This is a genomic window from Helicobacter sp. 10-6591 (genome assembly GCF_003288805.1).
In the GTDB taxonomy this organism is placed as follows: Bacteria; Campylobacterota; Campylobacteria; order Campylobacterales; family Helicobacteraceae; genus Helicobacter_F.
On the sequence record NZ_NHYK01000001.1, the window covers coordinates 84,774 to 107,346 of the forward strand.

19 protein-coding genes are annotated in these 22,573 nt (G+C 37.6%); 8 read left to right on the forward strand and 11 right to left on the reverse strand.

The window, feature by feature from the left end:
• Positions 1-123 precede the first annotated feature (123 nt).
• Positions 124-1,356: an HNH endonuclease gene (locus CCY97_RS00455; RefSeq protein WP_112063526.1), complete on the reverse strand. Its 1,233-nt coding sequence runs from the start codon at positions 1,354-1,356 to the stop codon at positions 124-126.
• A gap of 322 nt (positions 1,357-1,678) precedes the next feature.
• Entirely contained in the window at positions 1,679-3,835 is a 2,157-nt protein-coding gene (gene guaA / locus CCY97_RS00465) for a glutamine-hydrolyzing GMP synthase (protein WP_112063528.1), read from the reverse strand.
• A 170-nt stretch (positions 3,836-4,005) separates the two neighbouring features.
• Here guaA and mnmG point away from each other — a divergent pair, with 170 nt between their 5' ends.
• The 6 genes from mnmG (at position 4,006) to CCY97_RS00495 (ending at position 10,409) form a co-directional block, all read left to right on the forward strand.
• The gene (gene mnmG / locus CCY97_RS00470; RefSeq protein WP_112063529.1) at positions 4,006-5,892 is read left to right on the forward strand and encodes a tRNA uridine-5-carboxymethylaminomethyl(34) synthesis enzyme MnmG; all 1,887 of its coding nucleotides are present in this window, start codon (positions 4,006-4,008) and stop codon (positions 5,890-5,892) included.
• Between the two features lie 29 nt (positions 5,893-5,921).
• Entirely contained in the window at positions 5,922-6,899 is a 978-nt protein-coding gene (locus CCY97_RS00475) for a hypothetical protein (RefSeq protein ID WP_112063530.1), read from the forward strand.
• A 123-nt stretch (positions 6,900-7,022) separates the two neighbouring features.
• Positions 7,023-8,276: a murein transglycosylase domain-containing protein gene (locus CCY97_RS00480; protein ID WP_112063531.1), complete on the forward strand. Its 1,254-nt coding sequence runs from the start codon at positions 7,023-7,025 to the stop codon at positions 8,274-8,276.
• Positions 8,277-9,002 (forward strand): arginyltransferase, encoded by a 726-nt coding sequence (locus CCY97_RS00485; protein ID WP_112063532.1) that lies wholly within the window; start codon positions 8,277-8,279, stop codon positions 9,000-9,002. It abuts the gene before it with no gap.
• Entirely contained in the window at positions 8,992-9,678 is a 687-nt protein-coding gene (locus CCY97_RS00490) for a thiamine phosphate synthase (protein WP_112063533.1), read from the forward strand. The genes CCY97_RS00485 and CCY97_RS00490 overlap by 11 nt, the downstream gene beginning before the upstream one ends.
• Entirely contained in the window at positions 9,672-10,409 is a 738-nt protein-coding gene (locus tag CCY97_RS00495) for a hypothetical protein (protein ID WP_146744483.1), read from the forward strand. Before CCY97_RS00490 ends, CCY97_RS00495 begins: the two co-directional genes overlap by 7 nt.
• Here CCY97_RS00495 and CCY97_RS00500 read toward each other — a convergent pair.
• The 9 genes from CCY97_RS00500 to CCY97_RS00540 all read right to left on the reverse strand — a co-directional run bounded on the left by CCY97_RS00500 (position 10,396) and on the right by CCY97_RS00540 (position 19,485).
• Positions 10,396-11,745: an MATE family efflux transporter gene (locus CCY97_RS00500; protein ID WP_112063535.1), complete on the reverse strand. Its 1,350-nt coding sequence runs from the start codon at positions 11,743-11,745 to the stop codon at positions 10,396-10,398. The two genes, CCY97_RS00495 and CCY97_RS00500, sit on opposite strands and share 14 nt — an antisense overlap.
• Before the next feature lie 2 nt (positions 11,746-11,747).
• Positions 11,748-12,326 carry a methyltransferase domain-containing protein gene (locus CCY97_RS00505; protein ID WP_112063536.1) on the reverse strand — a complete coding sequence of 193 codons (579 nt, stop codon included), beginning with the start codon at positions 12,324-12,326 and terminating at the stop codon, positions 11,748-11,750.
• A 322-nt stretch (positions 12,327-12,648) separates the two neighbouring features.
• Complete coding sequence (locus CCY97_RS00510) at positions 12,649-13,206, reverse strand: 2-oxoacid:acceptor oxidoreductase family protein (RefSeq protein WP_112063537.1); 558 nt, start codon at positions 13,204-13,206, stop codon at positions 12,649-12,651.
• A 3-nt stretch (positions 13,207-13,209) separates the two neighbouring features.
• Positions 13,210-14,037, reverse strand: coding sequence for a 2-oxoglutarate ferredoxin oxidoreductase subunit beta (locus CCY97_RS00515; RefSeq protein WP_112063538.1), 828 nt, complete (start codon positions 14,035-14,037; stop codon positions 13,210-13,212).
• 2 nt (positions 14,038-14,039) lie between these two features.
• Complete coding sequence (locus CCY97_RS00520) at positions 14,040-15,158, reverse strand: 2-oxoglutarate synthase subunit alpha (RefSeq protein WP_112063539.1); 1,119 nt, start codon at positions 15,156-15,158, stop codon at positions 14,040-14,042.
• A 26-nt stretch (positions 15,159-15,184) separates the two neighbouring features.
• Positions 15,185-15,496 (reverse strand): 4Fe-4S binding protein, encoded by a 312-nt coding sequence (locus CCY97_RS00525; RefSeq protein ID WP_112063540.1) that lies wholly within the window; start codon positions 15,494-15,496, stop codon positions 15,185-15,187.
• A gap of 224 nt (positions 15,497-15,720) precedes the next feature.
• A complete protein-coding gene (gene waaA / locus CCY97_RS00530) occupies positions 15,721-16,944 on the reverse strand; it encodes a lipid IV(A) 3-deoxy-D-manno-octulosonic acid transferase (RefSeq protein ID WP_112063541.1) in 1,224 nt (407 codons plus the stop codon).
• Positions 16,945-16,953: 9 nt separating this feature from the next.
• A complete protein-coding gene (gene pyrC / locus CCY97_RS00535; RefSeq protein ID WP_112063542.1) occupies positions 16,954-18,057 on the reverse strand; it encodes a dihydroorotase in 1,104 nt (367 codons plus the stop codon).
• Positions 18,058-18,087: 30 nt separating this feature from the next.
• Positions 18,088-19,485 carry a phosphomannomutase/phosphoglucomutase gene (locus CCY97_RS00540; RefSeq protein ID WP_181562767.1) on the reverse strand — a complete coding sequence of 466 codons (1,398 nt, stop codon included), beginning with the start codon at positions 19,483-19,485 and terminating at the stop codon, positions 18,088-18,090.
• A 263-nt stretch (positions 19,486-19,748) separates the two neighbouring features.
• Here CCY97_RS00540 and hisC point away from each other — a divergent pair, with 263 nt between their 5' ends.
• A complete protein-coding gene (gene hisC, locus CCY97_RS00545; protein ID WP_112063543.1) occupies positions 19,749-20,858 on the forward strand; it encodes a histidinol-phosphate transaminase in 1,110 nt (369 codons plus the stop codon).
• Positions 20,859-20,874: 16 nt separating this feature from the next.
• Complete coding sequence (fliF, locus tag CCY97_RS00550; protein WP_112063544.1) at positions 20,875-22,569, forward strand: flagellar basal-body MS-ring/collar protein FliF; 1,695 nt, start codon at positions 20,875-20,877, stop codon at positions 22,567-22,569.
• The last annotated feature ends 4 nt before the right edge of the window (positions 22,570-22,573 follow it).

Here is a 22,573-nt window from a genome sequence, read left to right on the forward strand (position 1 = left end):
TTGTCTTCTAGCAAAAAATTGGAAGTCATAGGAAAAGTAGTAAAAAATCCTATTGAATTATTTAAGAATTAGATATATTGATATTTTCACCTACTTCATTCAATGCATTTACTGCTATAAATTCTAATTTTTTGCTTTCATTATCATATTATAAATTTCCTGTAATTCATTAATTAAATTTTCTATTTTTTGGTATTTCTTATCTCTTTCTAACAATATTATATGCGCAATTGCGTGGCAATTTGGACATAATGTTATTAAATCATCTTCTTTAACTTGTTTTTCTTCTTCTGTGTTTGAAATAGGTATAAGATGATGTGCTTCAACAATTTTATTGTCGAAATGAAAGCCACATCCTCTACAAGTATAATTATCTCTTTCTTTTACAGCTTTTACAATTTTTTGATTTCTAGTCTTTTGTAAATTAGTTCTTTCAACAGTATTTCCTTCATAATATTGATATTGTTTTAATGCATTAATAACTGCAGATTTTGACTGTTTGCCTAAATTTTCTTTAATTCCGCCTTTATCGTACTGTATAACTATATCATCTATGGCAGTCAAAAGTTCTTCCCAAGAAAGGGATCCTTCTTTACAAACCCATGTTGTATTTGGATTACCCGAGGGTGTTTGGACAGAAAAGCCAGCATTTACTAAAAATTGAGAAAATTTTTCTTTTGAAACGTTTTCACCTTTATGAATACCTGCCAGAAGTTGTTTATTAGTAATTGTGCAGAATATTTGAATAGCATCGTTGTGATTTTTAAATCTTGCAGGATATAAAGAAATCCAAGCAATGTCTTGACCTTCATTTTGCGTCCCATTAAAACCTACAATTCTAGTAACCCAATCGTTCAAATTTAATCTTTTGATTAATTCATCACCAATAGCATTTAGATAAGTTTTTGTTGTTTTCTTTAATTCACCATTATAAAAATAAACATAAAATATCCTGAAAGGATTTTTATAACTAAGGAATGGGTCGCCATTTTTTTTAGTAGTATATATTCTAATTTTTTCTAGTGCATTTGAATCTAAATATCCTTTAAAAAATTTGATATTTTTTTGATTAAAATTATCTTTTGCTTCTTGTACGAATTGAGCATCAACATATTTTCCGTTTTTGATGCATTTTAGTATGAATAGACGTAGCAAGTTTACTGGACGAATAGTTGAGTCTTTGTAGATTGAGTCTTTGTAGAAATCCAAAACAACGTCAAGTTGTGTATTTTTTAAATTATTTATCTTGCTATAAAGATAATCCGTATCAGATGAAATGCTATTAAAAAAATCACATTTTTCTTTTAAAAATGAAATATATTCATCAACATTTCTATTAATAACTTGCTCTTTCATACCCAACTCCTTTTTCTTTTAAAAAGAAAGCCCCTTGAAAATTGATTTAAGAGAGGAAGAATAAAGTTATAAATCTTATAAAAACTTTAATGATTCGATACTGTACTCAGGAATATTGTATTTTTTTTTTTTTTTTTCTAAGTTTGTCCCGATGTTCTTTTTCAAGTGTATATGGATTATTTCTAAATATTTCTTTCTTGCTATCGTATGGATCGGGGATAATGTTTATTTTATGGGGATGTGCAATTGGTGGGCGATATCCTCTTGCACTTGCACACATAGTCATTTAATAGATTAGGCAATGTGTTTTTTCACTCATTCCCTACTCCCACTCAATTGTTCCCGGTGGTTTTGAAGTGATGTCATAGACTACGCGGTTAATACCCTGTACTTCGTTGATTATGCGGTTTGAAACGCTCTCTAAAAATGCGTGGGGTAAGTGTGAAAAGCTAGCTGTCATTCCATCTTGAGCTTCTACCGCACGCACACAGATTGTATTATCATAAGTGCGATTATCGCCCATCACGCCTACACTTCGCACATTTAATAGCACGCAAAAGGCTTGCCACACAGAGTTATAAAGCCCTGCTTTGTGTAGCTCCTCGATAAAGATAGAATCCGCCTCGCGTAGCAAATCCAAATCCGCCCTATTCACCTCACCCATAATGCGAATCGCAAGTCCAGGTCCGGGGAATGGATGACGCATAAGCATAGATTCTGGCATCCCAAGCTCCTTGCCTAAAGCCCTCACTTCATCTTTAAAAAGCTCCCGTAGCGGCTCGATAAGCTCAAACTTCATCCACTCAGGCAGCCCCCCGACATTATGATGAGATTTAATAACCTTGCTAGGACCCTTTATACTTACAGATTCAATCACATCTGGATAGAGCGTGCCTTGTGCAAGATATTTAATCTCGCCATTTGCATTATGCTTCTTAGCCTCCGCTTCAAAGACTTCTATAAAAGTCTCGCCGATGATTTTACGCTTTTTCTCTGGCTCGCTTATGCCTTGTAGTCGCTCTAAAAATAACGCACTAGAATCCACCACAATCAAAGGCACTTTGAGATTCTCTCTAAACATTTCTTCAACCGCTTCTCTCTCACCCTTGCGTAAAAGCCCCGTATCCACAAACACAGGGATGAGATTCTCCCCTATGGCACGATATAGCAAGGTCGCCACCACGCTAGAATCTACCCCACCGCTTACCGCGCATAGCACTTTAGCAGATTCATTTTTAAGTGCTAGATTTTTCTCAGAATCTCGTGTATCCTTAAAATCACAGCTACTTAAATGGTCATTCACCATCCCAATAGCTTGCATAAAAGCATAGACAATCGTGCTTCCTACAAATTTGAAACCTCTTTTTTGCAAATCCTTGCTGATTCTATCGCTGAGCGCACTTGTAGCAGGAATCTCCTTGATACTATCAAAAGCATTATTGATAGGCTTATAATCCACAAAGCCCCAAATATATTTGTCAAAACTTCCAAATTCCTCTTGTACGCGCAAAAATGCCTGTGCATTATGGATAGCCGCTTGTATTTTCGCGCGGTTTCTTATAATGCCTGTGTTTTGCAGCAGGGATTCTATTTTCTGCTCTGTGTAGTTTGCGACTTTTCGCACATCAAAGCCATCAAATGCTTCCCTGAAAGCCTCTCGTTTCTTGAGAATGCCAATCCATGATAACCCCGCTTGGAATCCATCCAACACCAAAGCTTCAAAAAGCAAGGTATCATCATGCTGCTCTATGCCCCACTCTTTGTCATGATAAGCTTCATAGAGCGCCTTATCTGATTGATTTTTAGCACTCGCCCAATCACACCGCTTACTACCCTGCCCTACAATCTCGCGCAATCTCTCAATTTCCCGTTGTGCGAAGTTTTTCATATCCCAATCTGCATTTGCCTGACAAATCCTAAGGGCGAAGTTTTTAAGAATCTCTGCGCCACACTCACTATGCACCACTTCTGGGTGGAACTGCAGGGCATAAATTTGCCTTGAGAAATCCGCAATCGCGCAATTTTGTGTATTGCTAGATTTTGCGATTGCTACAAAGCCTTGCGGAATCTTCTTGACCTTATCAGCGTGGCTCATCCACACGATAGATTCTTGCTTTATCCTAGCAAAAAGCGCATTGGAATCCTGACTAATCTCTAGCACTGCCTTGCCAAACTCCTGCGCCCATGCCCTCACCACTTCCCCGCCAAAAAAGTGCGCGATGTATTGCATACCATAGCAAATGCCAAGTATAGGAATCCCAAGTGAGAAAATCGCAGAATCTGGCTTATACGCATCCTTTTCATACACGCTAGCAGGTCCGCCGCTTAGGATAATGCCTTTAGGATTTTTCGTGCGTATGGATTCTGGCTTTTCAAAATATGGGACTATTTCTGTATAAATGCCTACTTCACGCAATCGCCTAGCGATGAGTTGGGTGTATTGAGAGCCAAAATCTAAGACAAGAATCTGTGTATGCATTACAAAACCTTAGTTATCCAGGAGTTAAGAGAGCTGCAATCATAGCTCATTGTCGCTTAAACAAAATCGCTTGCTCAAGCTGCCTTAAGAATACTTTGACATACATAATTGTAAAATCCCCGATTTTGCAAACTTCCTACAATCCCAAATATCCCAAGTAAAGCGAAAATATGAAAGATACTCTTGATGTCATCGTTGTCGGCGGCGGGCATGCAGGGCTTGAGGCTGCTTGTGCAGCTGCCAAAATGGGCGCAAAAACACATCTTTTTACAATTCTCATCCAAAACCTCGCACTAGCGAGCTGCAATCCAGCAGTTGGTGGGCTTGGCAAAGGACATCTGGTCAAAGAAATAGACGCGCTTGGTGGCGTAATGGGAGAGATTACAGATAGATGTGGCTTGCAATTTCGCACATTAAACGCATCAAAAGGTCCTGCTGTGCGTGGCACAAGAGCGCAGATTGATATGGACTTGTATCCCATCATCGCCAAAAAAGTCGCACTCACCACCCCAAATCTCAGTGTCTCTCAAGAGCTTATCACAGACCTTATTATTGAAGAATCTGAAGGCAGAAAAAAAGTCCTAGGTGTGAAAAGCAATCTAGGAAAGAGCTATTATGCAAAATGTGTGATTCTTACTACTGGGACATTTCTTAGAGGACTTATCCATATTGGCGAGAAGCAGCTTAAGAATGGACGTTTTGGCGAGCTAAGCGCTGAGAATCTCCCCCATTCATTTAGCCAAATAGGTCTTGAAGTTGGCAGGCTTAAGACAGGCACTTGCGCAAGGATTGATGGCAGAAGCATTGATTTTAGTAACCTAGAGGCACATTTTGGCGATGCTAATCCACCGCACTTTAGCGCGCGGACAAAAGATTTCAATCCCGTGCAGATTCCTTGCTATGTGACTTACACCAACCAGCAAACACACGATCTTATACGCGAGAATTTCCATCGCACGCCACTTTTTACAGGGCAGATTCAAGGTGTGGGACCAAGATATTGCCCTAGCATTGAGGATAAGGTGTATAGATTCTCAGAAAAAGAGCGACACCAATTATTTCTAGAACCCCAGACACGCGACTGCTTGGAGTATTACATCAATGGCCTTTCTACTTCATTGCCAACAGATATTCAAGAGGAGCTCATCCACACTATCGCGGGGTTAGAAAATGCCAGAATCACGCGCTATGGCTATGCTATAGAATATGATTTTGTCCAACCCACGGAGCTAAAGCACACATTAGAATGCAAAAAATGTGAGAATCTTTTCCTAGCTGGACAGATAAATGGCACTACAGGCTATGAGGAAGCTGCGGCACTTGGGCTTATGGCAGGGATAAATGCTGTGTGCAAGGCAAGAGGGATGGATTCTTTTATCTTAAGACGTGATGAAGGTTATATAGGCGTGATGATTGATGATTTGGTAAGTAAAGGCACAAATGAGCCATATCGCGTTTTCACTTCACGCGCGGAATATCGCTTGCTACTGCGTGAGGATAATGCTTACTTACGGCTTGGAGAATATGCTTACAAATATGCTCTTATAAGCCCCCAAGACTTCCAAAAGATACAAAAAGACAAACAAGACATCGCGCGCGCACTAGATTTTCTCAACTCTACATTTATCACACCCACCCAAGCCAACAAACAGCTTTTAGAATCCCTGCAGCTCCAACCTATCAACGATAAAACCACACTTGCCCAAACTATCAATAATGCAACAAACCATTCACTTTGTGCCATCACCAAAGCTTTTGGATTGGATCTGCAGACTCTAAGTGATGAAGCCCTGATGCAGATATGTATAGAATCCAAATACGCGACTTATATCGCCAAGCAAGCTGAGAGCATACAAAATATGCAAGAGATGCTCAAGGTTGAAATCCCTAAGAATTTTGCATTTGACAATATTCCTGGTTTGAGCTTAGAAGTTATAGAGAAGTTGAAAAAATTCACTCCAAAATCGCTCTTTGAAGCAAGCCAAATTAGCGGCATTACACCATCTAGTCTGGATGTCTTGCACTTATACATCCATCTGCGTAGTAAAAACGCATAAAGTTACATCCAGAAACAAGGAGCAGATCCATGAAAGCATTACTAAAAAAGATAGCCACAAAAGCTAGGAGGTTTCTTGTAGCAGAGCATAAACAAAAACTTGAGACTCTTTTGTTACTACAAGGCAAGCAGCTTTCTTCAGAGCACACAAAGCTTATCCAATCTCTGAGATTGAATAATGGGCTTATAAATAATGGGCTTATAAATGGGGGGGGGGATAAACACCTTTCTATAGAATCTACAGAATTTAAAATTTTTAGCCAAAACGGTGAAGATGGGATTATCGATTTTCTTATCCAGGCGCTTGATTTGAGCGCTTATCCAAAGGCTTTTATAGAATTTGGTGTAGAAAATTACACAGAATCCAACACAAGATTTTTGCTGCAACATCGCAATTTTATGGGTCTAGTCCTTGATGGCAGTCAGCAGCACATAGACTACATAAGAAATGATGATTTGTACTGGCGCTATGACTTGGAAGCAAAATGTGTTTTTATCACAAAAGACAATATCAATGCTCTTATTAGCACTTATCTACAATCACGCGATTTAGAGAATGTAGCGCTTCTTAGCATTGATATAGATGGCAATGATTACTATATCTGGGAGAGTATCACTTGCATACAGCCAGCAATTGTGCTGATCGAATACAATGCACTTTTTGGCGCTAAAGACCGTGTAAGCGTGCCTTATAGAGCAGACTTTAACCGCTTTAAAGCCCATTTTAGTGGGCTTTATTTTGGTGCGAGTATAGCAGCACTCATTGCGCTAGGAGAGGCTAAGGGCTATAGCTTTGTGGGTGCAGATTCTTGTGGGGTGAATCTTTTCTTTGTCAAAAAAGCTCTTTGTGCTGATTGGCTTTGGTTTTTAGACACATACAAAGACTTGGAGGAGTATTGCACCAGACACAAAGCAAGGCAGTCTCGCGATGATTCCAAAAAGCTGACTTTCCTCTCACACACAAAACGACAAGAAGCAATAGCTCACCTGCCACTTACAAAGCTCTAAGTTATCAGATAGCTTTGTATTGCCCTACTCTCTGCTGCCTTTGCTCTCTTAGGCAAGATTCTTAGAATCAGGAATCCTATTTGCTTAAAATTAGGCTATTTTCTACCCTTCAAGGCTTAGTGATTGAAAAAATATCCTTTTCTTATATTGTCTTTATGTGTGTTTTATGGCTGTGCATTAGGAGATCGTGATACAAGCTCTAAAGGCGTATCATTCAAAGATTCTCAGATGAGCTCTGGTGACTTCCAAGAATCTCGACCAAAGCCTTTAAGCAATCGCAAGACCTCATTTTTCATCCGCGATAGTATCTTAGAAGAATCGGATTTGGCATTAGAAAGTTGGCTGGATAATTCAGACTTTAGCAGACAAACACAAGAATCGCTAAAAAAAGCTAATAAAGCCCATAAAAAAGACATTATGAGCCTCAGTGGGAATATCAATAAAAATTGGGCAAGTGATGAATTTGAGGTCTCAACCACGAGTAAAATGGTCAAATACACCGATCATTATCTTTCAAAATCAAGCATTGACTTTGAAAGCGGCAAGATTCGTATAGAGACTATTGAAAAGACAAATCCTAAAGTAGCGCTTAAAAACGCCATTGTTACTACATTGCTCACGCCCAAAGACCCTAGAGGTGTAGATTTGTATTCTGATTCTGAAATGAAATTTGATGGCAAGCCGTTTTTGGCTGGGCTTATCAAGGACAATGAGGGACAGGATATTTTGTATGAATGGCGCGCAAAGAAATATGCGGATTTTTTGGTACAAACACAAACAAAACAGCGCAGAGATGCTAAAGGCAATAAAGTGTATTTTGTGGAGTTGCAAATGGGCAAGAACTACCAAGCACTTGCAGGACAAAGCTACCAGTCTTTTGCCAAAAAATATGCGAAACTTTACAATCTCGAACCTGCTCTTGTGATGGCGATTATCCATACAGAATCTAATTTCAATCCTTATGCGATGAGTCATGTGCCAGCTTATGGGCTTATGCAAATTGTCCCAAGCACTGCAGGGGCAGATTCCCACGAGCTTATCACAGGCAAAAAAGGCATGCCAAATAAAGACATGCTATTCACCGCAGAGACAAACATCCAATATGGCTCAGCCTACTTGCACATCCTTTATAATCGCTATCTCAAAGACATACAAGATCCCAAGTCCCAAGAGTATTGTGTAATAGCGGCTTATAATACCGGAAGTGGAAATGTGCTACGTGCTTTTCATAAAGACAGAAAGCAAGCCATTGCCAGAATAAACTCTATGTCATCACAACAGGTTTATAAGCATTTGGTCGCACATTTGACAGAAGATGAGGCAAGACGTTATGTGCAAAAAGTCACCAATTTCAAAAAGCAATACATAGGACTATAGATGAAGATTTTTGAGTTTGTGCCAGATTCTAAAATATGCAGCTATCTTAGCGATCGACAAAGCACTATGCGCTATTTTTATATTGATGAATGTTCAGATTCCTTTTATCTAGGGTTATTAGAACGCGGCTGGAGGAGATTTGGGAATCATTTCTTTGTCCCAATATGCAATCGATGCACAGAATGCATCTCTATCCGCACCTTAGTCAAAGATTTCAAATTTAGCAAAAACCATAAAAGAGTGATAAAAAATAACCAAAACACCCTATTACACATACAAAAACCTAGTGTCAGCGACAAACATCTCATTCTTTACAACAAATACCATAAATATATGGAGCAGAAAAAATCTTGGGAATACACACCAATCACCAGACAATCATATATGGAGATGTTTGTCGATGGAGCTGAAAACTTTGGATATGAATTTTTGTACTTTACAGATTCTAAGCTTGTGGGCATAGGACTTACGGATATTGTCAAAGACAGTGTAAGCGCTGTGTATTTTTTCTATGACCATGATTATTCACACTTGAGCCTAGGGACATTTAATATCCTTATGCAATTAAAATTCGCGCAAGAAAACAATTTACGCTACTTCTATCCGGGATATTGGATAAAAGATCACTACTGCATGGGCTACAAAGAACGTTTCATGCCATTTGAATACCTACACAATGCCCCGGATATTTTTGACAAGCTTGATTGGCGTAAGTATGAAAAATAGCTTACTGCATGGAATCTATGGCATAAGCGATGAAGTCTTAACACCTTTTAGCAGCATCAGAGAACAACTCCAAGAAGCAATAGATGGCGGAGTAAAAATATTCCAGCTAAGAGATAAAAACAGCAGTGATGAGGATATTATAGAGGATATTTATCACTTAAATGATATTTGTGCTAAAAACAATATACTCTTTGTTCTTAATGACCGTGTAGAGATGGCTATAAATCTGAAATTGCCATCTCTACACTTAGGAGTTCATGGCATTAAAGACAAACCATCTGTACCCACAAAAACCCACAACAACAAAGCCCACTATCTTGAAGAGTTTGCTGCTGTACGCGCAAGATTCTCTGGTATTTTAGGAGCTTCATCCTATGGGGATATTATGCTTGCTTGTGAGTTAGAAAAATTAGGAGCGGATTATGTGGCATTTGGTTCTGTATTTCCTTCTACTACTAAGCCAAATGCTGCATGCATAGAAAGAGAAATACTGGCTCAAGCAAAAAAAACTCTAAAGATTCCTATCTGTGCTATTGGTGGAATTAGTAAATATAATATAAGTTTGCTAAAAAATGCTGATATGTGCGCTGTAGTAAAGAGTTTATGGATTGGAAATCCAAAAGAAAATGCTTCTATGCTTTTAAATAATTGGAATCCAATAAAACCAATATGCTAGTGCCTCTTTTGATTACTGAGGGTATTTCTGAACTTCCACTTCCCCCAAGCTCATATTTTAAAACTATAAACAAGTTCCTTAAACCTCTACCAGCAATTGAGCCACTTCTTACAAATTTAAAAACTCTAGAATCTCATGAACAAAACAATCCAAAAGTACTATTGATTTTTATTGGTGGATTTATGGATAGCAAACACCTGGCGGTTTTTAGAGAGTTTGCGAGCTTTACACAAAATAAGTGCAGCAAATTCGCAACCATTACCGCTAAGGCATATGCAACTTTTAATAGCAAAGCACTCTTTAGAGCGTGGTTGCCCATTCTTATTGACCAAGAATATGAGTTATATATTATTTCACATAGCTGGGGAGCTGCGAATATATTAAAAGTGTTGAGCGCTTTTGAAAAAAGTAAAAATCCATTACCAAAAAATTCAATAAAACTTCTTATAACCCTTGATCCTGTTGGTTATTGGCGTCTTAAGCAAAAGCCAACAAATATACAAAAGTGGATAAATATTTATATAGAGGACAAATGGCGTGTGTTGAAAGTATCAAATCTTTGCTCTTATATAGGGCATGCTTGGAATCATTGCAATAACGCTGATAAAGAAATTATACTTACAAATTATCACTCTAATGGTATAAGTGATAAAATTTTACATCATGCAAGCGTAGGAAGCATGCTAAAAGCATTCAACAATGAGAAGGACTTTTTATCTAAAATCTTGTAATAAATTTTTCCCAGATTCTATATTTAAACATACATGCAAAAAAACAGGCTCTCAAATAAGTCTCTAAAAAAATAATTAAAAATAAAAAAATCACATTTTGTTCAAAATACACACATAAATACATTGGTGTAATTCGCAAAAACCAGATACTGCAAACATTAAGCAATAAGGAAAGTTTAGTGGCACCACCACCGCGCAATGCCCCATCAAGACAAAATATCCAAATAAGTGGAATCTGTGAAAGACCGACTGCAAGGATATAGTAGAAACTATTTTGCAATACGCTGCTTTGATTGCTAAAAATGCTTGCTAATTCCATAGCAAAGACACAAATAACCAATCCTAAGATTCCCATCACACAACTTGCAATCAATAAAAGTGTCTTGATGAATCCATAAGCAAGCTTTATTTGTCCTCTGCCTAAGCTTTGTCCAACAAGCACCATTGCTGCAACTTGAAAGCCAAATCCTGGCATCAAAATAAATGACTCCACTTTTGATCCTATTTGGAATCCTGCTATTGTGTCTAAACCATAAGAGCTCACAAATTTTTGGGTTAAAATCAATGAAAAAATTGTCAAAAATCGCTCGATTCCAGCAGGAATACCAATATTCAGCATTTGCTTGAAAAATCCCAGTTTAAAAACCCAAAAAATATTTAATTTCGTGTTATTGAAAACAATAAACCAAAATAGCAATGATGCTTCCACAAACATGACGATCAGGCTGCTTAATGCCGCGCCTATAATGCCAAACCCACCTAGCTCAAAGCTTCCTAATTCTAACCCATTGATTAAGATGATATTCAAAATGACATTAAGAGTCGTCGTGAAAGTTTTGATATACATTATGCATTTGGTATCTCCAATGCCTGAAAGTGCAGCAATAAAGATTGTCTTGAGCAATAAAGCTGGTATATAAAGTAGCGTGATAGACAAATATTGTGCGCCGAGTTCATGTGCCTGAGTACTCACACCCTTACCCATCCATTCAAAATAGGATTCAATGAACGCAAAAAACACTATTACAACAGGCACAGATATTAAAAGCACACTTATAGTGCTTGTACCTACAATTTCATTCATGGCTTTAAAATCTCTCGCACCATAGAATCTAGCCACTTGCGCACTTGTACCAACAAAAAAGATTGTCGTGATAGCAAATAAAATCATAATATAGTTTAAACTCACGCCGAGCGCTACAATATGGTGTGTTGAGATTTGCGAAACAAAATACCAGCTTACTAGTAGATTCAAAGTATCTAGCAGAGAATTGGCGCCACTAGGCAAAGCAATTGTAAAAATTTTTTTGCATTTTTGGGTGAAGGTATAGTGCATGGTTAAATTTTTTGTGCCACAAACATCTGGACACAATGTGGTGTATTAGCACGAAAAATACATTTATGCTCATCGCACAAAACATTGAATCCACTAAACTCTTTGCGAATCTCACCATCTCTTAGTGTCCGATTCAGACTGATTGAAGTAGTTTGGAGTGGAAAAAATCCATCTGGAGCTTGAGCAAAACTCTCATAGAAAAATAACCCATTGGGATTGAGGCAGTTTTTGATTTGCACAAAAAGATTCCGGTCTAAAAAATAAAAATCAGCTATCACATCATAATTTTTGTTTAAAACAAAAGTATCCAAATCAACCAGTTGAGCATCTATACGCGCAAAGTCTTTAAGAAACTCTAAAGCTACACTAGAAATATCTAATGCCTCTACTTCAAAACCAAGTTGTGCTAGAAACTTGCTATTACGTCCATTGCCACAGGCTATATCTAGGGCTTTAGTAGCGCCTCTGTTTTTCATTGAAAGTAAAAGCGGAGTAAACTTTACTAAAAGCATACTTGGAGATGTAGGTGTAATATTTTTATTTTTGTAGCGTTCATCCCAAATTGATGCATCCTCTTTCACATTCCCTCCCCTATTTGAAGCCAAGAATCATCGTATCTCAGGAATAAACAGCCTAAATTTTTATATGAACGATAACCCGATTATTTTTTAAAAACTTTTTTGCACCGCGAGTCTAAGTACGACTATTCTTGTACGGAGTATCATAAAGAATCTGTACAAGAAATTATCATTTATATATAAGGGTTTAGAAGCCAGGCCTGCCCTACTCTATAAAAGCAATCATCCCTGTAACAAACTGCTAGCAGTTTGTTACAGAGCCTTGCTTCCAAACCTAAAGTACTTAATTTTGATGTGGCCTATAAAAATAGAATTCAGACTTGTATTAGTTTTGCTGTAATGCTTGCAATGCATAATGTTCACCTAATTCATAGGCCTTTTTATTAACTTCTCTCACTTTTGCTGGGACTTTCTCAAGCATAGTTTCAATCACAATATCTTTATCTACACATTTTGTCATTGCAATTGTTATAGCAAGCGCTACAACTGATTGGGTCACAACATTGCCTACTTCTTCTTTGGCAATAGTAATAATGGGGATTTCATAGATTCTGAACTTTTCTTTATCTTGTTCGCTGGGCTTTACAAGATTTGGTTCTACAACGATTATTTGGCCTTGTTTGACGCCACTTTTAAAAGAGTCATAACTTACCTGCGCTGTTGAAAGCATAAAATCAATTTCACCTTCATTTGCATAAGGATAAAGGATCTCTTGACTATCAAGCAAAATATCCACTTTTGTAGGACCACCACGCACCTGGCTCGTATAAGTCGCAGCCTTTACTCCATAACCTTTATCTTTTATCTTAGCTTCTGCCAGAATCTCTCCTGCTAATAATACCCCTTGCCCGCCAACTCCGGTAAATCGTAGTTGAAATTCCATGGCCTAATTTCCTCCCTTAGCTTGTGCTCTTTTAATAACTTCATCATAAGCCTTGCAATATTCCATTCTGCTTGTATCGTGTCGAAGTATTCCTGTTGGGAACTTATCTTTTCTCTCTTCATCGCTTAAAGTTTCAAATTTATTTTTCGAAACAAGCCGAGATTCTATCCAGTTAAGCATCTGCGTAGCTTCACCCATTTTATTTTTTCGTCCAAGGTTGATATGGCAGTTGCTATGAATGTCAAAGAAACTGAAACCCTCGTGCGTAAAACCTTCAACTAAAACTTTTTCCAGTTTTTTAGGACTTAAAATACTTTCTCTTGCGACAAAACTAGCTCCAGCAGCCATAGCGATACTTGCAGGATCAAAACTTGGATCAATATTGCCATATTGTGCAGTTACTGTCCAAAAACCTCTTGGTGTGGTTGGGGAAGTTTGAGAATTTGTTAGACCATAAATAAAATTATTGATAAGCACCAAATTAATATCAATATTGCGACGACAAGCATGTATTGTGTGATTCCCACCAATTGCCAAACAATCGCCATCACCGGAAATAACGATCACTTTTTTCTCGGGATTTGCAAGCTTTATACCAGTAGCGTAAGCAAGTGTTCTCCCATGTGTAGTATGCACAGTATTGCAATTCACATAAGAAGAAAATCTCCCGCTACACCCAATACCACTGACGATGCATACATCATCCATATTCCATCCTAGCGAATCAATAGCTCTAATAACTGCTTTTAACACTACACCATCACCACAACCCCAACACCAAAGTGTTGGCATTTTATCCATTCGTAGATACTCCTCGTAATTGAATGCCATCGTTAAAACTCCTGTATCTTTTGAATGATTTCAGTAGGAGAAATGCTCCTGCCATTCGCTTTGCCTAAAAACGCTACTTCTCTTTGCAAAACACGCTCTACCTCTTGGATATATTGTCCTTTGTTAAGCTCTACCACAAGAATCTTTTTGATTTTGTCTCCCAAAGCTTTCAATTGTTTTTTGGGACTTGGCCAAAGTGTGATCGGACGAAACATACCAACTTTTTTTTCATCTCTACGAAGTGAGCTTATAGCCTCTTTTACAGCTAAGGATACAGATCCATAGCATACTACGGCTATCTCTGCATCTTCTAGATAATATTCCTCAAACTCGACAATATCATCAATATTATTCTCTATTTTGCTAAAAAGCCTATCAATAAGGTTTTGGGATAGTTTTTCGTCTTCTGTTGGGAATCCACTTTCTGCATGATGTAAGCCTGTAATATGATAGCGATAGCCTTTAAAGAACGGATTCAATACAGCTGGTTTTCCGGCTTCTACTCCATAGGGTTTATAATCTTTCGGATCGCCTTTAAACTGTTCTCTGTTGATGATCTCTATTTCATGAATTTCTGGAATCTGTGCTTTTGTATGCATATGACCAATTGTTTCATCAAGCAAAAGGAAAACAGGTGTCATATATTTTTCGGATAAATTAAATGCACGAACAGTCTGTGTATATGCTTCGCTTACATTACCAACTGCAATTGCAATAGAACAAAAATCTCCATGACTTGGAGACTTTGTTTGATTCACATCACCTTGGGAAACACGAGTAGGTAATCCGGTCGAAGGACCTCCACGCATAACATCGACTATCACCAATGGAATTTCTGCCATGAATCCATACCCTATTTGCTCAGCTTTCAAAGAAATACCAGGACCTGAAGTTGCGGTCATTGCTTTTTTACCACTCATTGCCGCTCCTAGCGCTACAGAGATTCCTCCGATCTCATCCTCCATTTGTATAAACTTCCCACCTCTTTTCGGTAAAGCTACACTCATTTCGTGTGCTACTTCACTAGAAGGTGTAATCGGATACCCACCAAAAAAACTACACCCAACATCAATTGCCGCTCGCGCAACTAACTCATTCCCACCTGTAATTACCTCTCGCATATATTTTCCTCCACCTACCTAAAAAATTAAAGCACCATAAACTTATTTTCTTTAACAAGCCTAGCCCGTTCTTTTGCTTCTGCTGTAAGCTTGGCAAATTTAAATTCATCTTTGCTTGCAACAAATATGGCAAAATCCGGGCAATGCAGCTCACATTCATAGCAGCCTATACAACTCTCTGGATGTGCTACCGTAATAATCTTACCTAAAATCTTATGCTCATTTTTTTGCATACCAAGCACGCCGCTTGGACACAAAGATACGCATATGTCGCACCCCTTGCACCTTTGCTCATCTATCCAAACTGGAACATTCTCTGGAGCTTGTTTGATTCCCATGCTTTTTCCTTTCTTTAAATAATGGTGTCCCATTAACTTTGAAGACCAAGACATCACTCTTAATCTCTTTTGTTCTTGATTCAAGTAAAAACCCTTCGTTGTTATACTGAGATTATTACAAACTAAAAAACACAAAAACTCCAATCAACATATAAAACAAAACGTGTTAGTAAAATGTAAAAGTTTAAATATTTATTAAACTTTATTCAAATTTACATATCAAATCACATAATCAATCCTAAAATTTCTTCAAGTGCATTCTGCTTGAATTCAACTTCTGAATTCCCCAAAGAATCGAGACTAAAAAGCGTAGTTGCTAATTCTTTGGATTCTATGAGTATGACATTCCTAACATACGAAAATAATGCTTGTTGGTTGTAAATATATTTACCACTTATGAGTTTTACTCCAAAATATGCTGGCTCTAATGGGTTATGACCCCCAACTTTTGGCACAAAAGAACCTCCCAGGATGACCACATCACTTATATTATACATATTTATAAGCTCTCCCAACTTATCAACCACAATCACTGGATAATTGAAAGCAATATTCCCATCCAAATTGCTTTGTGCAACGAGATCGCTAAAGCGTTTAAAATCCAACTTAGCTTTTTGTAGTATTTGGCAGACTTCTGTAAAGCGCTCTGGATGACGAGGTGCAAGCAAAAGTATAGAATCTTGGTTGGATTTGTGGAATTTTACAAACGCGCTAATAATTAGTTCTTCCTCTCCCATATGGGTGCTTGCAGCCAAAATCACCAGAGAATCTGGTTTATTATAAATAGTGCTCACTTTTGGAATATTAAGTATTTTTATATTTCCAAATACAGCTACACTATGTGCGCCAAGTTCTTCTAAACGCTTTTTATCTTTAGTGCTTTGGGCAAGCACAATATCAATATTTTTGAATATTTCCTTATAAAATCCCTTAAGGTACTTATAATTGCCATATGATTTATCTGAAATACGCGCATTGATAAGAAAAGTTTTTGCCCTACTCTTTTTTGCGATAAAAAACAGCATTATCCATAGCTCAGCCTCTGTAACCACGAGACTTTGAAGCGAAGTAAGGTTTTTAGCCCAAAGCGGCAAGAAAATCTCAAAAGGCAAAAACTTCACACACACATTCGTTGTATGCGAGTTCCCAAAAAGTCGCGTCGCTTCATGAAAACCAGTGTGTGTGATTGTAGTGATAAGAATTTTTGTATGAGGTTTTTTTACAAAGATAGCATTAATAAGTGGTTGCAATGATCTCACTTCACCAAAAGAGCAAGCATGAAACCAAAATTCTGGCTCAAAATTTAGACGCAAAGAAACCCCAAAAAAACGTCGTGGGATAGAATCTTTATGCTTTGAGCGGATTAAAGAGAGGAGTAAAAGAGGCAGACAAATGGCATAAACCACGATACAAGACAAAAAGTAAAAAAAAGGAAACCGCGAATGCATCTATGATCACTACTCACATAAACTATAAGGGCAAGTCTTATTGCCAAAAAGCACGCTAATAGTACCCTTTCCACAAGGTACAGATTCTGGAATCTTGTAAGGTTTAAAACATAAATGTCTGAGTTTTGCTTGGGAGTGAGACTGCTGCAAAATGTCTTGTATAAAACTTTCTAATCCATAATTTGCAATTGGATTATCACTTATAAAAGCTTGGAGATTTTCTAGTTTATTATGATAAGCAAACACACATGCTAACATTGGCAACAAAATCGGAGCAGAGAAAATTCCGCCTGGAGACGATGGAGAGTATTTTTTTTCTTGGAGATGTGGTGCAGAATCTGAACCAAAACTCACTTTTTTATGAGCACTCAGGGCAGTTTGTAAAAGTGCATCTCTGTCTTTATGACCTTTAAGTATTGGTTTACAAAACAAATCTGCTTTCAAATTCCCGCCCAACATATCATCAAGACTTAACAACATATGATGCAAGCTTAAGGTCGCATAAAGGTTATCGAATTTCTCAAGAGTTCTCAGCGATCGAGAATCACTCATATGCTCAATGATAATCTTAAGTTTTGGAAAGTCTCTTGCTAGTGTTTCAAAAACTACTAAAAATTCAAATTCTCTCTCTAGGCAATATCCTGTACTCTCACCATGTACAGAAAGGATAAAACCAAGATCTTGAGCAATTTGCAAGATCTCTAGTATCTTCTCATCTAAAATGGCAGCAACCCCACCTTCGCTGCCTGTAGTCACACCTTTTGGATAAAGCTTTAGAATCTTAATTCCTGCGTTTTTGGCTCTGAGCAATTCTGCTTTATCAAGGCTTGTAGTCAGATACAAACTCATAAGAGGACAATAGTCATAAATCCCTTTTTTGCGGGCAATACCCAAAATATACTCTTTATAAATGAGAGCAAGTTCTGTATTCGTTATTGGGACAGTGAGATTTGGCATTACAAGGCTTGAAATAAAGTTAACAGCGCTAAAAGGCAAGACACATTGACACATCTCTGCCTCGCGCAAATGTAAATGCATGTCGAGTGGATTTTCTAAAGTGATATCTTCGAATTCACTTGATTGGACAAAAGAACGGAAATACTTCTCAAACATCAACCTACCTCATTCTCAAGTCATTAGGATTTATTTACAAGATTCTAAAAGTTCTAAAAGTTTTTGTTTATAAAGCATTGCATGCTCTTTAGAATCTGCCTCAAAACGTGTTACAAGCACTGGGGTCGTATTGCTTGCGCGTATTAACCCCCAACCATATTCAAAGACTACGCGCAATCCATCAATAGTAATAATCTCTTTGATCTTAGGAAAATCATCAGGAAGGCTTTGGAGCTTTACCTTGAGACTTTCAATAAGCAAAAACTTCTCATCTTCTGTGGTTTGTACCTTTTCTTCTAAAGTAGAAAATGTTTTGGGCAAGGCGAAAATCTGGGATTCTAATTCTTGTGGTGTGGAGTATAAAAGTAGCTCTAATACGCGAAAACTCGAGTAAATGGCATCATCATAACCGAAATAACGCTCTTTAAAAAATATATGCCCACTCATCTCTGCTGCCAAGTGTGCATTTAATTCTTTGAGTTTGACTTTAAGATTTGAATGTCCCGTCTTGTACATTACTGCTTTGCCAATTTTGTTTATCTCATCATACATCACTTGCGAGCATTTGACCTCTCCTATCACAACAGGCTTAATACCCCTATGCGTCATTTCACGGGCAAAAAGTATCGCAAGTTCATCACCTTTGTAGCTATGGTTTGTGCTTAGAAGTGCCAATCTATCAGCATCACCATCAAAAGCAATACCAATAGGGATATTTTTCTCTTTCATCACGTTTTTGAGTGACTGAAGATTATGCTCTTCGCTTGGATCTGGATGGTGGTTAGGGAAAGTACCATCAGGTTCAAAAAACAAGGGTTCATGTTTTATATTAAGATTCTCTAATATGCCTTGTATCGCCACTCCTGCTACACCATTACCACAATCAACAGCAATGGGGTAAGAAAAATTTTGCAAATGTTGGAACTGCTGGCTTATAAACTTAATGTACAAACTGAGTACATCTAGCTTTATAGCTTCTTTGTGAGATTCTATAAAGGGGTTAAAGTCAGTGACAAGTTCTTCTCCTAATTTTTTTATCTCTTGTCCATAAAAGGGTGCATTTTGGAGAGTTATTTTAAATCCATTGTATTGTGGAGGATTGTGCGATCCTGTAATCATCACAGAATTTTTGCACTCAACGCCATCGGCTGCTTGATATGTAGCGAAATACGCTACAGGTGTCGGAATAAGCCCTAAATCATAGACTTGTATGCCTGCATATTCTAGGCCACTTTGTAGCCAACCAAAAATCGTAGGAGAGTGTATTCTTGCATCGTAACCTACGTGCACACTGTTTTCATTCAGAGCCTTTAACCTCTTTCCCAAAAGCCTACCAATATTAAACACCACATCTTTATTAAGATCTTCTTTAAATACACCACGGATATCGTATTCTCGAAAGATTTTTTGGATTTTCTTATCAAACATCCTCTTTCCTCGCGATCGGATAACATGCAATAAAAACAAAAATGATACAAAAAACTTTCGGTAAAAATTACGAGAATTTTGCCTGTACTAAGTTTCTTAGTAGATATGCTTGACATGTCCAAGCCCTAAGAAGTTTTAGAGAATCTTAGATGAATTTTCGCTACAATCCAGCCCACATGTTTTTATAAAAGATTTAACCAAAATTAACGAAGCTTAAAGACAAAACCAAACGAGATTCCCTTTTAGTATTTTTAAGAGGTGGCATGCATTTTAATCCTTATCTCCAAGATATTAATTCCTACCAAGCAGGCAGACCTATAGAAGAAGTCATGCGTGAGTATGGGATTGCGCGTGAGGATATTATCAAACTTGCGAGCAATGAAAATCCTTATGGAGCTGCACCAGAAGTTTTAGAATCACTCAAAGAAAATATACATACAGCAAATCTCTATCCCGATGATTCGTATTACCAACTAAAAAGTGCATTAGCCCAGAAATTCAATACAGAATCTAGCAATATCATTATTGGTTCTGGTAGCGATCAGATTATAGAGTTTTGCATACATGTATGTGCTGAGACAAATAGGGAATTTAAAATTCTACAAGCGGGTGTAACCTTCGCAATGTATGAAATTTATGCAAAGCTTTTTGGTGCTAAAGTTCTCAAAACAAAGAGTGCAGCACATGATTTGGAGCAATTTTTAGAAATCTCCAAGAAAGAACAACCAGCAATAATTTTTTTATGTGCGCCAAATAACCCACTTGGTGAATGCTTAGAAAGTAAAGAGATCGAACAATTTTTAGGCCAAATATCCCATGATACCCTAGTAGTGCTTGATGGTGCATACCAAGAATATGCAGCTTTTAAAGACGAAAGCAAAGCATTAAATCCTCAGCGTTTGCTCCATAAGTTCCAAAACATGATCTATCTTGGGACATTCTCAAAAGCCTATGGACTTGGTGGTATGCGAGTAGGATATGGTATTGCAAGCCAAGAAATTATAAAGATGTTACATAAAGTACGCCCGCCTTTTAATATCACAACTCTCAGTCTATGTGCAGCGTTCACAGCCTTAAAATATCAAGATTTCACGCAACAATGCATAGAAAAGAATTTTTCTGAAATGCGCATTTATGAGGACTTTTTCACACAATACAATATTGGCTTTATTCCTTCTTGGACAAATTTTTTGACTATCAAAGATTCTAAAATTGATAGCACACAACTATGTGAGTGGTTTCTACAAAAAGGCATTATTCTCCGTGATCTTAAGAGTTATGGTTTGAATGCTTGCAGGATAACTGTTGGTACAAACGAGCAAAACCAAAAGGTCTTAAAACTTTTTAAAGAATTTTTGGATTCTATGAAGTAGTTAAGAAGGTCAAAGTATGAATCCGCAATTGATTTTGGAACAAATCTCTAAACTTCTTAAGCGCATAAATAAAAAACAGCGCATTGTGATTCTTGCGACATTTCTTGTACTTATCTCATTTCTCACCTATCTCATACTTTTTCGTATTGATGAAAAGACAGATTACGAAGGCTATTCTGTATTATTCAATGGTATTGATCCTAGTGATAGTGCTGCTATTTTGCAAAATCTCCAACAAAATAAGATTCCCTACAAACTTCCAAATGACACCACCATACTTGTGCCAAATGACCAGGTCTATGAGCAGCGTATCAATCTAGCCTCGCTTGGGATTCCAAAGCAAGGCAAAAAAATTGGCTTTAGCGATTTCTTAGAAAATCAAAATCTCGGTGACACAGATTTCAGAGAACAAACAAAATTCCAATTGGCTGTCGAGGGTGAATTAACAAAAACAATTGAAAGTATTACGGCTATCGAAAGTGCGAGCGTACTTATTGCACCAGCAGAAAAGTCAGTATTTGCAAAGCAAGCCACTCCTCCGACTGCTTCGGTAAAGATTCAATTAAAACAAGGTATGGATCTCACACAAGCACAGATTATAGGCATCAAGAATCTCGTCGCTTCTTCTGTGACAAACCTCACACCAGATCGCGTAAAGATTATCAATCAAGATGGTGATTTGTTGGGTGAATCTAATGAATTTAGCGATACACATGGAATGATAAAACTGGCCGAGCAACAACGTAGATACCAAATGAATTACGAAAAAGTCTATGAAAATAAAATTGTCCAAGCACTTAAGGGCATTGTCGGTGATGAGACACGAGTGCGTGCGCAAGTGAGCGCAGAATTTGACTTCAGTCAAGTGAAGCAAACGCAAGAAATTTTTGGTAACAATGTAGTTGCAGCAGAGCGTAATATTGAGGAATACGAAAAAGGAAAAAAAGAAGCTCCAGTAGGTGGTGTGCCAGGTGTGGTGAGCAATATAGGACCTGTGCAAGGACTTGATGATTCAGGTGTAGTCAATGAAAGAAATAAAACTGATGAAACCAAAAATTATCGTGTAGATAGAACAGTCAGCGAAATCAAAGGACCTATTGGCAAACTATTGCGAATGAGTGCCGGTGTCGTTGTCGATGGAACTTACAGAGAGACAAATGATGAAAATGGGAATCTGAAACTAGAATATATTCCAAGAAGCGAGCACGATCTCAAAGAGATAGAAGAAATTGTAAAAGGCGTTATTGCCTATCGAGAAGAACGTGGGGATTTTGTTAAGATCACAAATTTCGAACTCAACGCCGCTACAGCAAACTATAAACCAAAAGATTCGTGGGAGAGCTTTTCGGATAATATGGATCGCTATCTTTCTCCATTTATACCCCTCATTAAATATTTGCTTGTGGCTTTGGTATTGTTTATTTTTTACAAAAAAGTTGTTGCACCATTTACTGAACGTATGCTCGAAGTACAAGAAGAAGAGGAAGATGAGGTGGAATCTCTACTCCAGATTGATGAAGAAGATGAAGATCTTAATAAGTTCAGTGATCTAAGAAAGCGAGTGGAGGAACAACTAGGCCTTGGTAGTACCTTTAATGAAGATGAAGTAAAATATGAAGTGATTTTAGAACGTATGCGGAATGTGATTTCAGAGCGACCAGATGAAATAGCATCACTGTTCCAATCGCTTATCAAAGACGAATTAGAATAAAAGA

Excerpts from the sequence above, each read along its gene's own strand:
- CCY97_RS00495 (WP_146744483.1), top strand. The coding sequence starts at position 9,672 with ATGCTAGTGCCTCTTTTGATTACTGAGGGTATTTCTGAACTTCCACTT.
- CCY97_RS00500 (WP_112063535.1), bottom strand. The coding sequence starts at position 11,745 with ATGCACTATACCTTCACCCAAAAATGCAAAAAAATTTTTACAATTGCT.
- fliF (WP_112063544.1), top strand. The coding sequence starts at position 20,875 with ATGAATCCGCAATTGATTTTGGAACAAATCTCTAAACTTCTTAAGCGC.
- guaA (WP_112063528.1), bottom strand. The coding sequence starts at position 3,835 with ATGCATACACAGATTCTTGTCTTAGATTTTGGCTCTCAATACACCCAA.
- CCY97_RS00485 (WP_112063532.1), top strand. The coding sequence starts at position 8,277 with ATGAAGATTTTTGAGTTTGTGCCAGATTCTAAAATATGCAGCTATCTT.
- CCY97_RS00510 (WP_112063537.1), bottom strand. The coding sequence starts at position 13,206 with ATGGAATTTCAACTACGATTTACCGGAGTTGGCGGGCAAGGGGTATTA.
- hisC (WP_112063543.1), top strand. The coding sequence starts at position 19,749 with ATGCATTTTAATCCTTATCTCCAAGATATTAATTCCTACCAAGCAGGC.
- CCY97_RS00490 (WP_112063533.1), top strand. The coding sequence starts at position 8,992 with ATGAAAAATAGCTTACTGCATGGAATCTATGGCATAAGCGATGAAGTC.
- CCY97_RS00540 (WP_181562767.1), bottom strand. The coding sequence starts at position 19,485 with ATGTTTGATAAGAAAATCCAAAAAATCTTTCGAGAATACGATATCCGT.
- CCY97_RS00455 (WP_112063526.1), bottom strand. The coding sequence starts at position 1,356 with ATGAAAGAGCAAGTTATTAATAGAAATGTTGATGAATATATTTCATTT.
- waaA (WP_112063541.1), bottom strand. The coding sequence starts at position 16,944 with ATGCATTCGCGGTTTCCTTTTTTTTACTTTTTGTCTTGTATCGTGGTT.
- CCY97_RS00475 (WP_112063530.1), top strand. The coding sequence starts at position 5,922 with ATGAAAGCATTACTAAAAAAGATAGCCACAAAAGCTAGGAGGTTTCTT.
- CCY97_RS00520 (WP_112063539.1), bottom strand. The coding sequence starts at position 15,158 with ATGCGAGAGGTAATTACAGGTGGGAATGAGTTAGTTGCGCGAGCGGCA.
- CCY97_RS00515 (WP_112063538.1), bottom strand. The coding sequence starts at position 14,037 with ATGGCATTCAATTACGAGGAGTATCTACGAATGGATAAAATGCCAACA.
- pyrC (WP_112063542.1), bottom strand. The coding sequence starts at position 18,057 with ATGTTTGAGAAGTATTTCCGTTCTTTTGTCCAATCAAGTGAATTCGAA.
- mnmG (WP_112063529.1), top strand. The coding sequence starts at position 4,006 with ATGAAAGATACTCTTGATGTCATCGTTGTCGGCGGCGGGCATGCAGGG.
- CCY97_RS00525 (WP_112063540.1), bottom strand. The coding sequence starts at position 15,496 with ATGGGAATCAAACAAGCTCCAGAGAATGTTCCAGTTTGGATAGATGAG.